This window comes from Staphylococcus sp. Y174-1 (assembly GCF_049897865.1).
GTDB lineage: Bacteria > Bacillota > Bacilli > Staphylococcales > Staphylococcaceae > Staphylococcus > Staphylococcus saprophyticus.
Window position 1 is genome coordinate 1 of record NZ_JAFCXB010000009.1, and the last position, 14950, is coordinate 14950.

The window sequence follows — 14950 nt, forward strand, 5'->3', positions numbered from 1 at the left end:
TACAGCAAAGAATACTTTAAAAGGTATTGAATGTATTTACGCTCTATATAAAAAGAACCGCAGGTCTCTTCAGATCTACGGATTTTCGCCATGCCACGAAATTAGCATCATGCTAGCAAATTAAGCGAACACTGACATGATAAATTAGTGGTTAGCTATATTTTTTTACTTTGCAACAGAACCAAATTGAGTCTGTCTCAAGTGGCAAATCAATGCAAAATATAGCTGAAAAAGCTATCAAAAATTATATTCATATTTTAGAATGTATTGAATAAATATTATGAAATATATAGGTGTTGAAGATGGTGATAGTAACATGGTATTTCTGTAAACACCAAATTAACGATAGTATACTGTAATAGGTACTGGTATTAAGTATCTTAATTTCTATTTAACATATTTCAACTTATCGGAAGTACATATGCTTGTAGATTCACAGATGGTATAATATAAAAGTCGTCGTTTTACTTCTGTGCTGTAATTAGCATGGAAGGAGGTGACATCATGTTCAGCATCATATTTGTATCTTTAATAGCTCCTATAATAGTAGGGGTTATACTCACGTTATTTTCTTATTGGCTAAATAAGCGTGATAGATAATTAACGACGACATAGTCAATACATCAAAAGAGCCCGATAACTACTGTGAATAGTTATCGGGCTCGGTGTTTATCATGCTTAGCATCATATTTGTTAATTACATTATAACACCATAGTAGATAGGAATGCAAAACTAAAATTTTATATGATTGTATTTTATACATGTTAAATATTTAATAATTCATGTAATACAATGAAAAAAAACTAGATGCCAACATATTATGCGAATGCCATGATTCTTCAATGTTAATTCAATTACTGTCTAAAGGAATTGGAGGTACTATATTACCTGAATCGGCTATAACAAAAGATATTTATAGATCTTAGAAAGTTTTAGCAATAAAAGATAATTACTGGACTTCTCAAACCAAAATAGCGTGGCGAAAAGATAGTTATACTGCTAAAATTGCTCAAGCATTTATTAATGAAAACGTCATATTATAAAGAGAGGCTTATTTATCAACACTTATTAAACAAAATTAATAAAAATAGGAGAGATTAACTTGGAATACAATAAAAACTTTGATCAAATTTATCAAGATATCGTAATGGATATCATTGAAAATGGGGAGGTTCAAGATGAATCATTAGTTCGTGCAAAATACTCAGATGGGAGTCCTGCACCTACAAAGTTTATACAAGGAGTTAATTTCCAAATTAGCCCATCAGATGGTATACCAGTATTAAAATCTAAAAAGATATTTTCTAAAACGGCTTTAATTGAACTAGAATGGATTTGGCAGGAAATGTCGAACGATGTAACATGGCTTCAAAATAATGATTGTAAAGTATGGAATGAGTGGGCTAACGAAAATAATACGATTGGTAAAGCCTATGGTTATCAACTTGGTAAGGCCTGTAGAAAAGTTACTATTAAAGGTGAAGATAAAAAATTAAATCAAGTTGAGTACATTTTACACCAATTAAATCAAAATCCAGCATCACGTAGAATTATGACAAGTTTATGGGATGTAGATGATTTAGATGAAATGTCATTAGAACCGTGTGTTTGGGCTACAAATTGGAAAGTGAGTTACGGTGCTTTAAATTTACATGTGAAACAACGTTCGGCAGATATGGCTCTAGGTCATCCATTTAATGTATTTCAATATGCGGTTTTACACAGGTTAATAGCAGACCAATGTGGTTATGAGTTAGGAAATTTGTATTGGTGTATAGATGATGCCCATGTATATCTTAAACATATAGATACATTAAAGAAGCAACTATCAAATCCTGTTAATCAATCTAAACCAACAATAAGTCTACCTAGTAAATATGATGAGAAGGGTAATCTTAAATCCTTTTTTGAACGTAGACTATCTGAAGTACAGTTGAATAATTATAAACATAATGGAATTTTTAAATATGATATAGCGGAGTGATAATGAAAGTGAGGGATTTTATAAAGCTATCACATTCATTTTTATAAATAAGATAAAAAAGATTTGACAATATTCCTCGTTGTAACTAAAATAGTTACAACGAGGTGGTTGATTTGAAAATAAGTAGTCGTTTTACGGTCGCTGTTCATATATTGGCTTTAATAAAAATCGAAAAAAATTATGCTTTAACATCGAATCAAATTGCAGAAAGTGTGAATACTAATCCTGTTGTTATTCGAAGATTAATGGGGAAACTTAAAAAAGTTGGTTTTATTGAAACTTCACATGGCAATTCAGGAGTTAAACTTTTAAAATCATTAGACGAGATTACATTATTTGATGTTTATAAAGCTGTAGAAGTTGTTGAACAAGGCCGTTTATTCCAAATACATGAAGATACCAATATCGACTGTACAGTTGGTGCAAACATACAAATTCTATTGGAAGTTATTTTGGAAAACGCACAGGATGCTATGGAGACAGTATTAAAAAGTGTAACATTAGAAAATATAGTAAATAAAATTCTAGTAAACAACGGATAAATATATCCGTCTCCCCTTGTTTGTAACTGTAACTATTACAAGTACGAGCGTGTTGTTTACTTACATTTGATGAAACTGTATTAACCATCTTAATAAACATTATTGGAAGGAGAAATTATTTTGTCACTAAAAGTAAGTGTTTATTCTGATTATGTTTGTCCTTTTTGTTTTATAGGTAAGGATTAACTTGAAAAAGCAATAAAAGAAACAGATGCTGATATATCTATAGAATGGCAAACATTTGAGCTAAGACCCAAACCATTAGAGCAATTAGATCCTGTTAATGACTCATCCAAACTATCACTCTGGCAGCAAGTGATATATCCAAGAATAACTGAATGGGGAGTAGATATGAAATTACCAAATGTGTCTCCCCATCCTTATACAGATTTAGCGCACGAGGGCTTCTATTTTGCGAAAGAACATGGAAAAGCAAATGAATATAACAATCGTGTTTATGAAGCATTTTTCCAAGAAGATAAAAATATTAGAGAAATTGAAGTACTTACTGAACTTGCTAAAGATGTTAAATTAGATGAAGTTAAATTTAAAGATGCGTTACTCTCAAGAAAATATAGCACAATAAGATTACAAGCACTAGAACATGCTAATACTAAAGCTAATATTAGTGGTGTACCAACGTTTATTATCGGTGAAGAAAGAATTAATGGTGTTGTAGATAAAGAAACTTTTAAAAAAGCAATAGAATCGGAAAGTAAGAAAGTAAATGATAATAGTAATGAAGGTTTGCAGTGTGGCATTAATGGCACTTCTTGTTAGAAAGTAGGTTAAACAATGATAGTAAATATTATTCAATTAATACTTGGAGTATCGTTTACTGTTTTATCACTAGCAAATCTTAGTGGAAATAGAAATTCAAAAGAAAAATTCAAAAAGCTAAATATGCCAATTTGGTTTATGTATTTAACTGGAACTATTCAAATTATTGGTGGCATAACGATGTTAGTAGGTATATGGCACGTTCTTGTGGGAGCTTTTAGTGGCTTTTGGATTGCTATGTTAATGGCTGGGGCCGTAACAGTAAGAATGAAATCAGGTGAACGTATTAAAGATGTTTATTTACCACTAATGATAGGCTTTTTAGCGCTATTAGTCTTTTTATTAAATATACTATAATTAGGAGGAATTTATTATGAAAATTGGAATTATTGGAGCAAGTGGAAAAGTTGGAAAACTAGTATTAGAAGAATCAATCGAAAGAGGACATGAAGTAACAGCAATTGTTAGAAATGCTTCAAAATTATCAAGTAGTAATATAAATATTTTAGAAAAAGAAATATATGATATTACTTCTGAAGACTTGAAAGATTTAGATGTAGTTGTTAATGCATTTGGTGCGCCTCTTGGTGAAGAAGAATCACATGTGAAAGCTGGACGTGCACTTATTGAAGCATTGAAAGAAACTGATACAAGAGCAATTATCGTTGGTGGTGCAGGTAGTTTATACGTTGATGAAGCGCAAACAACTAAGTTAATGGATACACCAGAATTTTCTGAACTATTTGGGCCAACTGCAAAAGGAACTTCAAAAGGACAAAGTAGAAATTTAGAAGATTTAAAAGGTTCTAAAGGTATTAATTGGACATTCCTTAGCCCATCTGCAGATTTTGATGCTGAAGGTCCTAAAACTAAAAACTATCAAGCAGGCAAAGACAATTTATTAATTAACTCTAAAGGCAATAGTTATGTTAGTTATGCAGATTTTGCATTTGCACTAGTGGATGAGATAGAAAATCCACAACATAAAAATGAACGTTTTACTGTGGTATCAGAAGATAATTAAGAAATATAAATAGTTCGATTATACAAGACGTCTCATCACTAAAAATGATGAGACGTCTTGTATAATTTCAAAGAGAAAAATACTAATAAATTATATAGCTTTATATTTCCAAAAATTCAACATTAAATCTGTATATATGAAATGTTTTAGAAGAAAACGACTGAGTTTTTAAGGTACACCCTAATCATACAAAGTGAGTTGTTGAAATTAGCGCAACTGTGACTTTACCTGCTAATTTAGAATAACTTTTCTTGATAAATGATAAAGCTCAATACATTCACTATTCCATTTTTTATATTTTTCGAAATTCCATTGATAAATTATAAAAGATCCCCTCATTTTCATTAAAATCATTTAATTTTTCTAAACAAATGGCCACTCTCATTATTGTGGATATGAGAGTGGCCATAAATTTTATTTGTTTACTTGTCTATTTAACAAAGGGGATTCTCATTGCATTTGTGAATAACTAACTAAATACTTTAAAGCTTTAAAATGATAGACATTAACGAGATTTTAGTTCGTCAGTTGTCATCCATTTATGATTTTTAACCATCTCATCGTTTTCTGTTGATTTATAATCCACCATATAAACGGTTGTTTTTTCTACATCATCAATTTGAGCTTCTGCACCTTTCATACCAGGCATATGGTCAGCTTCTAATTTAACTGTATCACCTTTCTTGAATCCATTTTCAGGGGCATCTGCAACTTCCTCATTAACGACCCATTTGTGATTATTAACTTTTTCATCACCATTTGTAGGTGTGTAACTCACGACATAAGCATACGTTTTATAAGCACCTTTCACAGTACCTTTGGCATTTTTCATACCAGGCATATGATCAGCTGTAATTGTTATTTTATCGTCCTTTTTATATTTACTGTCATCTGTACTTTTCATATTATCTGGGGCTTTACTTTCACTCTTATGATTCATATGTTTTTCTTGTTTTTGATCTTTAGAATTTTCTTCTTCTTCGTTACCAGTTGAACAAGCTGATAATACTAATCCTGAAGCTACTATAATTGAGCTCAATTTTTTCATCATATTGAATTCTCCTTATAAATTATTTTGTTACTTTTATTTGTCCCATCATTCCATTATCTTCATGCTCAAGTATGTGACAATGGAACATGTATGTCCCAGTATTTTTAAAAACCACTTCTATTTTGGCTTTTTGTCCAGGTTCCAGAGATATAACGTCTTTTTTGCCTCTCATATCTTCTGAAGGTTTCTTCCCATCCACTGATAAAACTTTAAATTGCGTTCCGTGGATATGGAACGGGTGCTTCATACCACCCATTTTATCTTTGACGTTTTCAATTTCCCAAGTTTCTTTACGGTTTACCTTTTGTGTGAAATCTATTCTGTTAGGATCGAATTTTTTGCCATTAATAGTAACATTATCGTCCATACCTTCTAATTTGATTTTTTTATCTACTTTTGGAGTAGTGTCTTTGTTAGTACTTTTTTCTTTGTTAATAATTGGTAAAATTACTGTTTCATCATTATCAACAAGATTGACTTTTTCTTCTTTCATTTTAGATAAATCTATTACTATTTCTTTTCTTGCTGAAGGAGCTAAATTAATTTCTTTTAACTTTTTAGTCTTTTCTAAATGGCCGCCTTCTGAAGCAATATATTCAAAACTTTGATTATTACTTAGCTTAAGATTTAAATCCCGAGCATTGGAGCCATTTAAAAGTCTCAAACGTATTTTTCCTTCTTTTGTTGTTAATTTAGGATCTACTTTCCCATTCACAAGGACTGTATCACCTTGAGTACCATCTTCATCTTTCGTTTTTGTATAATTTAATTTTTTAGATACAAATGTTTTATCTTGGATTATTATAGGCAAATCATTTTTCCCATAATTGCTAGGATAATTATTCTTTTTGTCATCCTCTATATATAATAACCCTGATAAACCATTATAAACTTGTTTAGCTGTATTTGGGGAGGGGTGGGGATGATACCATAATGTAGCAGCCTCTTGTTTAACCTCAAATTTTATTGTTTTTTCTTTTCCTGGTTTTATAACTTGAGAAGGGCCTCCATCCACTTTTCCATCTATTTCTAACCCATGCCAATGAAATGTTGTATTTTCATCTAAGTTGTTGACTAACTTAATTTTAACCTTATCTCCTTTTTTTAATTTTAAAGTTGGCCCAAGTAAATTTCCATTGTATCCTAAAGTGTTAGAGAAATTACCTTTGTAAAATTCTGTCTTTCCTTTCTGCGCTTTTAATGTATAACTTTTATAACCATTGTTATCTTTTTTAGGATCTAAAACTTTGGGAAATGTTATTTCATTTTTTCCTTGTGAAGAATTCAAATTTTTTCTTTCGTCATGACTTTTCATATCCATCATATCATTTCGCTTTTGATCATTTTCTTTCATGTCCATCATGTTGTGCTTACCTTCTGCAAAAGTATCATTAGGAACCATAAACATTATAGAAAATAACGTAATTAAAATTGTGAACATTTTTTTATACATTATATTTACCTCTTTTATTTTAATTTTAATGTAAATGCATTAATTGCTACGATGATCGTACTTAAAGACATAAGTATTGCACCCACAGCAGGTGATAATATTAAACCAATAGAAGCTAATATACCAGCTGCAAGAGGAACTGCAATCACGTTATATCCTGCGCCCCACCATAAATTTTGAACCATTTTTTTCATCGTATTTTTTGAAAGGGACAAAAAATTGATAATATCAGAAGGATTACTTTTAACGAGTATGACATCCCCCGATTCAATAGCTACATCTGTCCCTGCGCCAATTGCCATACCAATATCTGCTCTAATAAGGCTTGGCGCATCATTGATACCATCACCAACCATCATGATTTTGCTACCATTGCTTTGATAATCTTGGATAATACTTTCTTTATCTTCGGGCATCAATTGCGCGTGGACATCACTAATACCTAATTCTTCAGCCACTGTTTGTGCCACTTCTTTATTATCGCCTGTAAGCATGACTGGCGTAATGTTTCTCGATAATAAATCCGAAACCATTTGTTTTGAACTTTCTTTAATTTTATCGCCTTGTGCGATAATACCAATAACTTGTCGGTCATGAATTAGATAACTAATAGAATTCCCTTGTTGAGCGAGATTCGTAAATTGTTCTTTATTATAATCAAAATTGCTTTTATCGAGATAAGAAACATTCACTATTTTGAGTTTTTTATTATCAACTGTGCCTTCTAAGCCTACACCTGGAATATTATTAACTTCTTGAGGAGTAGCATATGAAATATTTTTGCCTTTAGCAAAATCAACAATACCAGTGGCAAGTGGATGATTAGAATTACTTTCTAATGAAGCAAATAGACTCAATATTTCTTCATTATTTAACTCGTCTGTAAAACTTTCATAGTGATTCACTGAAAAGTTACCTTCAGTTAGTGTCCCAGTTTTATCCATCATGATGTAATCAATGTGTTGTGCGATTTCTACAGATTCTCTGTTTTTAATGATTAAACCATTATGTGCGCCTATAGAGGTAGAACGTGCTGTAACTAAAGGTATTGCCAAGCCTAATGCATGTGGACAAGCAATGACTAATACGGTTACTAGCCGTTCAAGTGCGAAATCGACGTTGTTTTGAATAAGCATCCATACGATAAATGAAATCAGGCCAATACTTACTGCAAAGTAAAACAAATAACCTGCGACTTTATCAGAGAGGAGTTCAGCTTTTGACTTATCGTTTTGAGCTTGGTTAACAAGACCCATAACTTGAGATAGGTAGCCATTTTCACCCGTAGCAGTCACTTTAACTTGTACTGTACCTGAACCATTAATTGAACCTCCAATAACATCATCATTATGAGTTTTATGAACTTTTTTTGATTCGCCAGTAACTAATGATTCGTCAATTGATGTTTCTCCTTGAACAATGATTCCGTCTGTGGGTATACTTTCGCCTGCTCTGACTTCCACAATATCGTCAATATGAATATCTGATATTTTAACTTCTTCTCGTTGATTGTTATCAATCAGCTTCACTGCAGTATTAGGTAAAAGTTCTGCCATTTTCTTCAGTGCATTGCCTGCATTACCTACTGCGTTCATTTCAATCCAATGACCTAATAACATGATTAAAATTAAAGTCGCTAATTCCCAGAAAAAGTCCATTGTATGTGTGGATGAACCACTGAAGTTATTCATATAAAAGGCGTATAAACTATAAATATAAGCTACTGAAATACCTAGAGCAACAAGCGTCATCATTCCAGGTTTTTTAGTTGAAATTTCATCTTTAGCCCCTGATAAAAATGGCTTTCCTCCGTAAAAGAATAAAATTGTAGCAAGAATTAATACAATCCAATCTGACCCTGTAAATGAAATTTGAAACGGTAATTTAACTCCCATCATGGGCGATAAAATAATAATCGGTATCGCAAAAATCAAAGAAATAAAGAATTTACTTTTAAAATTTCCATGATGGTGATGTTCATGATTACCATGACTAGTGTGATTTTCATGTTCTTGATGACTATGATGCTCATGATTACCATGACTAGTGTGATTTTCATGTTCTTGATGACTATGATGCTCATGATTTTGGTGTTTTTTGTTATTCGACAAAATTAAACCTCCTAATTTTATATTTTTAAAGATAGTAATAAGACAATTTGAGTATAACATATACGGTATAGGGGTATATACCATTTGACTTTTTTATTTTGTAGTGTACAGAAAATAACCATTTATGTCACTATTTAAAGGAATAACAAATACAATCAAATGGTCATTTGACTATAATGTTTGAGTAGATCACAATAATAACCAAGTGGAGTTGATAGGCTCCCTTAAAGTACAAGCAAGACACTTGAAGAAGAAAAATGTATTATACTTGACCGCGTACTATGGTACGCGGTTTATTATTATTTAGAGGTGAACTATGTGAGTTATCGTATTACTGCATTTGCAGAAAAATGTGGGGTAAATAAAGAGACGATTAGATATTACGAACAAAAAAATTTATTACAAGAACCTTCCCGAACGAAAGCTGGTTATCGGATATATTCAGATGATGATGTTAAGCGTGTATGGTTTATTAAACGGATGCAAGAGCTTGGTTTTTCTTTAAGTGAAATCCACAAGTTGCTTGGTGTTGTAGATAAGGATGATGTGCGGTGTTCGGATATATATGAGTTCGTTTCTCAAAAAGTTGATGAAGTACAACAACAAATTAGAGATTTAATGCGTGTTGAGAATATGTTGAATGATTTAAAAGAATGTTGTCCGAATGAAGAATATTTATATTCTTGCCCTATTATTGAGAAAATGTTTGAGGGTTAAAATCAACTTTTTAGCAGGTGATGTAAATTGACTGTACAAAAGCGAAAAAATGTAAAGGATAATGATAAATTATTGTTTTTAGGAATACCAGCATTGTTGGTTCTATGTTGCGCTTTACCAATCCTTTTAATTGCAATTGGATTGAGTTCTATGGGTGCTTTCTTAATAGGAAAACAAGTTTGGATATTTGGTGCTGTTTTGTTAATTGTCGGACTGATTATGTTGGTAAAAAGAAGAGGTAGTCGTAATACATGTCAGTCGGATTGTTGCCATTCTAAATTCAGTGAAACAGAAGAAAAAGGGGGGGAGTGATTTGAAATCAATATTGTTCTTTAAAAGATTTTATTATCAGCTCTCATTATTGTAAGCCTCTCAGCATGTGGAATATCCAATGGAACCAACACGATAAACAATGAAAAAACACAACCAATAAGTTCCGAGAAGCCAACACTCATTTATTTCATGGCATCTTGGTGTCCGACTTGTGTAGCAGGGGAAAAGGTATTTAAACAGATTCATAATAAATATGGGAACAATGTTCAACTTATAACTGTTGATATGGATCCCCTACAAGATACAGAACAAGATTTAAAGGATTTCCAACGTCAATATGGTGGAGAATGGACACATTTAATCGATAAAGAATATGAACTCACTAAAAAGTATAAAGTAAAACAATTGGAAGAAGTTTTTTTAATAGATAGCAATCAAGAAGTTATATATCACGCGGTTAACCCTTCCTTCGATGATTTACAAAAGGAACTAACACGTATTGGAGTGAGTAGTTCATGACGTTTCCCTTTATATTTATTTTTTCAGCAGGAATAGTTGCTGCGTTTAATCCTTGCGGGATTGTTATGTTGCCTTCATATATTAGTTATTTAATTGGTGAAGGAGAGGTTGAAACAAGGCGTTCCTTAATAAGGACAATCTCAAAGGGGCTATGGTTAGGATTGTCTATGACGTTGGGATTTCTAACTATTTTTGTGATAGCCGGTTTTCTATTATCGTTATTAGGTAGAGCTTTAATCAATGTTTTTCCAATTTGGTCATTTCTAATGGGCGTACTTATCTTTCTTTTGGGACTAGGGATGTTGCTTGGAAAAAAAGTTTCTCTACCTTTAAGAGTTAATATTAAACAGGGTAAACGATCAGTTTATTTCTATGGTATTGCTTATGGAATCACATCATTAAGTTGTACGTTGCCAGCCTTTTTATTTGTACTCACTGAATCTATGCAAGATAATTCGTTATTGATGGTTATACTTAAATTTATTGTGTACTCAATCGGTATGGGTGTTGTCGTTACTTCCATAACCATTGTTTCTTTGATTTCAAAAAGATATGTCCAACAATTACTTTCTAAAAATATGGCAATGATCCAATTTATTTCCTCCATTGTTATTTTAATTTCAGGAATTTATATTTCTTATTATTGGGGGATTGGTCCGGGTGGCATATTTCGATAATTAAAAGGAGTGTTAAAAAATGACTAAGAAAATCAGTATGAAAGTTAGTGGCATGACTTGTATGGGTTGTGAAGAACATGTAGCAGTTGCACTTGAAAATATTGGTGCCAAGAATGTAGAAGCTAGTTTTCGTCACGGTGAAGTATTATTTGAATTACCCGATGATATTGGGATTGAAAGTGCAAAAAAGGCTATTGATGAGGCGAAATATCAACCTGGAGAAATAGAAGAAATATCATCACAAGAAAATGTGGTGTTAGGTAATGAAGGCGATTATGACTTACTTATCATTGGTTCCGGTGGTTCGGCTTTTTCAGCTGCGATCAAAGCGATTGAATACGGGGCAAAAGTAGCCATGATTGAGCGTGGAACCGTTGGCGGAACATGTGTAAACATTGGCTGTGTTCCATCAAAAACACTTCTTAGGGCTGGAGAAATTAATCATTTAGCAAAAGTAAATCCATTTACGGGATTACAAACATCTGCTGGAGAAGTGGAATTAGCACCCTTAATCAAGCAAAAAGATGAATTAGTGAGTGAGCTTCGCAATCAAAAATATGTGGATCTAATTGATGAATATGGAATTGACTTAATTGTAGGTGAAGCAAAATTTACTGATGAACAGACGGTTGAAGTCAATGGGGAGAAACTTTCCGCAAAACGCTTTTTAATTGCAACGGGTGCATCTCCTTCTCTCCCGCCGATTTCAGGACTTGAAGAAGTGGAGTATTTAACAAGTACAACGCTCCTTGAAATAAAAAAGGTACCTAAACGATTAACGGTGATCGGTTCAGGATATATCGGAATGGAGCTTGGCCAATTGTTTCATAACTTAGGTTCAGAAGTAACGCTTATGCAAAGAAGTGAGCGACTGTTAAAAGAGTATGACCCAGAGATTTCTGAAGTAGTAGAAAAAGCTTTAATTGAACAAGGAATAAACCTTGTAAAAGGGGCATCTTTTGAGCGTGTAGAACAATCTGGAGAGATAAAGAAGGTTCATGTTACAGTAGATGGCAAGAAAAAAGTGATTGAATCAGAGCAGCTGCTTGTTGCAACAGGAAGAAAACCAAATACGGATACGTTGAATTTAAATGCAGCTGGGGTTAAAGTCGGAAAACGAAAAGAAATACTGATAAATGATTATGCTAGAACAAGTAATGAAAAGATTTATGCGGCAGGAGATGTTACATTAGGGCCTCAATTTGTCTATCTAGCAGCATATGAAGGTGGAATTGTTGCCGATAATGCAATCGGTGGATTAAATAAAAAACTAGATTTATCAGTGGTTCCCGGCGTGACATTTACAAATCCAGGGGTAGCAACAGTAGGCTTAACAGAAGAACAAGCAAAAGAAAAAGGCTATGAGGTCAAAACCTCCGTATTGCCTTTAGATGCTGTTCCAAGAGCGATAGTAAATCATGAAACAACAGGTGTTTTTAAGCTTATTGCTGATTCGAAAACATTGAAAATGTTAGGGGTTCATGTTGTATCTGAAAATGCAGGTGAAGTGATTTATGCAGCGACTTTAGCCGTTAAGTTTGGTTTAACCGTAGATGATTTAAAAGAAATCCTTGCACCATATTTAACAATGGCAGAAGGATTGAAATTAGCTGCCCTGACGTTTGATAAAGATGTTTCAAAATTATCTTGTTGTGCGGGATAACAACACAATGAATCCACCGTTTGGTTAAGACGGTGGATTCTTTCAACCTTGGACAAGGTACGCGGTTTCATTAGATAGAAATAAGGCAAACGTATTATAGAGTCAATTCTGCGAGGAGGTTAATGATGATAAAGAAATACGATCTTATTGTGATTGGTACAGGTTCTGCGGGTTCAATCACAGCAGCAAAATGTAATAAAGCCGGCTGGAATGTAGCTATGGTAGATGACAGGCCGTTTGGAGGCACGTGTGCACTACGTGGATGTGACCCAAAAAAGGTTCTACATGGTGCTGCCGAGCTTATTGATTGGAACAAACGGATGGTTAAGAATGGAGTACCGTCTGAAGTCTCCATCAACTGGAAAGATCTTATGAATTTTAAAAGAACCTTTACAGATGATGTCCCGGAAAAAAAAGAGGAAGCATTGAATAAACAGGGAATCGATACGTATCATGGCAATGCATCTTTCGTGAGTGAGGACAAACTTGAAGTGAATAAAGAAGTGCTCGAGGGGAGTCATTTCTTGATCGCTAGTGGTGCGAAACCTACCCCTTTACCCATAGAAGGAGAAGAACATCTTACTTATAGTGATGAGTTTTTGGAGTTGGATGAATTACCACAAAGAATCGTCTTTGTTGGTGGTGGGTATATTTCGTTTGAATTTGCTCATATCGCGGCACGTGCTGGATCAGAAGTTCATATTATCCATCGAGGTCAAAGACCTTTGGAGAATTTTGATATAGATCTTGTAGATATCCTTTTAGAAAAGTCGAAAGAGATTGGCATACAGGTACATCTTCAACATTCCGTTGAATCCATTGAAAAAGAACAAGGAAAGTTTCATGTGTACGCTCGAAAAAAAGAGGATATAACGCGGTTTGAAGCAGACATTGTTATTCATGGTGCTGGACGGGTCCCTGCCTTAGATATGAATCTTGAAAAAGGGAATATAGAAAGGAAAAAACATGGTGTCCATGTTAATGAGTATTTGCAAAGTGTAAGTAACCCGAATGTCTATGCAGCTGGAGATGCTGCAGCAACGGATGGCTTGCCCCTCACACCTGTAGCCAGTGCAGATTCTCATGTCGTAGCATCTAATTTATTGAAAGGGAACAGCAAAAAAATTGAATATCCCGTGATTCCATCTGCTGTATTTACCGTACCTAAAATGGCATCGGTAGGTATGAGCGAGGAGGAAGCCAAAAACTCTGGCCGGAATATTAAAGTAAAGCAGAAAAACATCTCCGACTGGTTTACGTATAAACGGACAAATGAGGACTTTGCTGCGTTTAAAGTGCTGATTGACGAAGATCATGATCAAATTGTTGGTGCTCATTTGATTAGTAATGAAGCCGATGAACTGATTAATCATTTTGCAACAGCCATTCGTTTTGGGATTTCAACCAAAGAATTGAAACAAATGATATTTGCCTATCCAACAGTAGCTTCAGACATTGCACACATGTTGTAATTTTTATCATATGTTTTTCCAGCATGATTTTTCCATTATCTCTTGTACACGCTTATTCAGAAAAGGGCGATTGTTGAAAATCAAAAGCTTAATTTCTCACTAAAAATACGGAGGAATTAAGCTTTTTTATCTTTCAAAATCCTTAACGTCCGTATTTTTCCGACGGTACCTCGACTATTAAGTATTTGATTTGCATATATAAAATCCTCGTTCAATACTATCCCTCCAAACTGTTGTTAATCACTCTATGCTTGAAATAATTATCATAGTTCAAAAAGGATACGTTATAATTGCTATATTGATTAAATGTTCAAGGAGTGCTTTATGATTTATACAATTGTAGTATTCATTGTTGCAGGATTAGCTGAAATTGGTGGTGGTTATCTAATTTGGTTATGTCTCAGAGAAGGGAAGCCACTTTATTTGGGGATCTTTGGGGGAATAGCCATAGTTTGGTTCTGTTGCAAAGTCAGAAAAAATATAACTAATTATCATTTTAACATGGTAGTATTCCCTTAACTGGCCAACATGTGATTAATTTCGTAGCACGGCGAAAATCCGTAGATCTGAAGAGACCTACGGTTCTTTTTATATAGACCATAAATACATTCAATACCTTTGAGTGTATTCTTTGCCGTATTGACGCTTTGATATCTCGTCTTTCTCACTTTAATATGACGGTG

General features: G+C 33.4%; 14 protein-coding genes and 4 pseudogenes. 14 read left to right on the forward strand and 4 right to left on the reverse strand.

Annotated features, from left to right (window positions below):
* The 7 genes and pseudogenes from ACP7BT_RS13095 to ACP7BT_RS13125 form a co-directional block, all read left to right on the forward strand.
* Positions 1-124: pseudogene (locus ACP7BT_RS13095) on the forward strand (IS6 family transposase); the annotation flags it as partial.
* Positions 125-504: 380 nt separating this feature from the next.
* A complete protein-coding gene (locus ACP7BT_RS13100; RefSeq protein ID WP_107365925.1) occupies positions 505-600 on the forward strand; it encodes a type I toxin-antitoxin system Fst family toxin in 96 nt (31 codons plus the stop codon).
* A 503-nt stretch (positions 601-1103) separates the two neighbouring features.
* On the forward strand, positions 1104-1985 hold the full coding sequence (gene thyA, locus ACP7BT_RS13105; protein WP_041080718.1) for a thymidylate synthase: 882 nt from the start codon (positions 1104-1106) through the stop codon (positions 1983-1985).
* 113 nt (positions 1986-2098) lie between these two features.
* Positions 2099-2527, forward strand: coding sequence for an Rrf2 family transcriptional regulator (locus tag ACP7BT_RS13110; protein ID WP_002476150.1), 429 nt, complete (start codon positions 2099-2101; stop codon positions 2525-2527).
* Positions 2528-2647: 120 nt separating this feature from the next.
* Positions 2648-3307, forward strand: a pseudogene (locus ACP7BT_RS13115) (DsbA family oxidoreductase).
* A gap of 15 nt (positions 3308-3322) precedes the next feature.
* The gene (locus tag ACP7BT_RS13120; RefSeq protein WP_041080722.1) at positions 3323-3664 is read left to right on the forward strand and encodes a DoxX family protein; all 342 of its coding nucleotides are present in this window, start codon (positions 3323-3325) and stop codon (positions 3662-3664) included.
* Positions 3665-3680: 16 nt separating this feature from the next.
* On the forward strand, positions 3681-4331 hold the full coding sequence (locus ACP7BT_RS13125; protein ID WP_041080723.1) for an NAD(P)-dependent oxidoreductase: 651 nt from the start codon (positions 3681-3683) through the stop codon (positions 4329-4331).
* Positions 4332-4836: 505 nt separating this feature from the next.
* Here the strand turns inward: ACP7BT_RS13125 and ACP7BT_RS13130 are convergent.
* Genes ACP7BT_RS13130 through copB form a run of 3 tightly spaced genes read right to left on the reverse strand, consistent with a single transcriptional unit; the run spans position 4837 to position 8946 of the window.
* A complete protein-coding gene (locus tag ACP7BT_RS13130) occupies positions 4837-5382 on the reverse strand; it encodes a YdhK family protein (protein WP_002510756.1) in 546 nt (181 codons plus the stop codon).
* A 19-nt stretch (positions 5383-5401) separates the two neighbouring features.
* On the reverse strand, positions 5402-6835 hold the full coding sequence (gene mco, locus ACP7BT_RS13135) for a multi-copper oxidase Mco (RefSeq protein ID WP_000277153.1): 1434 nt from the start codon (positions 6833-6835) through the stop codon (positions 5402-5404).
* A 14-nt stretch (positions 6836-6849) separates the two neighbouring features.
* The gene (gene copB, locus ACP7BT_RS13140) at positions 6850-8946 is read right to left on the reverse strand and encodes a copper-translocating P-type ATPase CopB (RefSeq protein WP_003728471.1); all 2097 of its coding nucleotides are present in this window, start codon (positions 8944-8946) and stop codon (positions 6850-6852) included.
* 318 nt (positions 8947-9264) lie between these two features.
* Here copB and merR point away from each other — a divergent pair, with 318 nt between their 5' ends.
* The 7 genes and pseudogenes from merR to ACP7BT_RS13175 form a co-directional block, all read left to right on the forward strand.
* Positions 9265-9663, forward strand: coding sequence for an Hg(II)-responsive transcriptional regulator (gene merR, locus ACP7BT_RS13145; protein ID WP_002510754.1), 399 nt, complete (start codon positions 9265-9267; stop codon positions 9661-9663).
* A gap of 27 nt (positions 9664-9690) precedes the next feature.
* Positions 9691-9975: a hypothetical protein gene (locus ACP7BT_RS13150; RefSeq protein ID WP_002510753.1), complete on the forward strand. Its 285-nt coding sequence runs from the start codon at positions 9691-9693 to the stop codon at positions 9973-9975.
* Positions 9976-10092: 117 nt separating this feature from the next.
* Entirely contained in the window at positions 10093-10455 is a 363-nt protein-coding gene (locus tag ACP7BT_RS13155; RefSeq protein WP_348635048.1) for a TlpA family protein disulfide reductase, read from the forward strand.
* Positions 10452-11132 carry a cytochrome c biogenesis CcdA family protein gene (locus ACP7BT_RS13160; protein WP_021459891.1) on the forward strand — a complete coding sequence of 227 codons (681 nt, stop codon included), beginning with the start codon at positions 10452-10454 and terminating at the stop codon, positions 11130-11132. The genes ACP7BT_RS13155 and ACP7BT_RS13160 overlap by 4 nt, the downstream gene beginning before the upstream one ends.
* 19 nt (positions 11133-11151) lie before the next feature.
* Positions 11152-12795 (forward strand): mercury(II) reductase, encoded by a 1644-nt coding sequence (merA, locus tag ACP7BT_RS13165; RefSeq protein WP_019467797.1) that lies wholly within the window; start codon positions 11152-11154, stop codon positions 12793-12795.
* Positions 12796-12920: 125 nt separating this feature from the next.
* Positions 12921-14267, forward strand: a complete 1347-nt coding sequence (locus ACP7BT_RS13170) for a dihydrolipoyl dehydrogenase family protein (RefSeq protein ID WP_019467798.1) — start codon at positions 12921-12923, stop codon at positions 14265-14267.
* Between the two features lie 324 nt (positions 14268-14591).
* Positions 14592-14726 (forward strand): annotated as a pseudogene (locus ACP7BT_RS13175) (YnfA family protein); the annotation flags it as partial.
* 56 nt (positions 14727-14782) lie between these two features.
* Here the strand turns inward: ACP7BT_RS13175 and ACP7BT_RS13180 are convergent.
* Positions 14783-14950: pseudogene (locus ACP7BT_RS13180) on the reverse strand (IS6 family transposase); the annotation flags it as partial.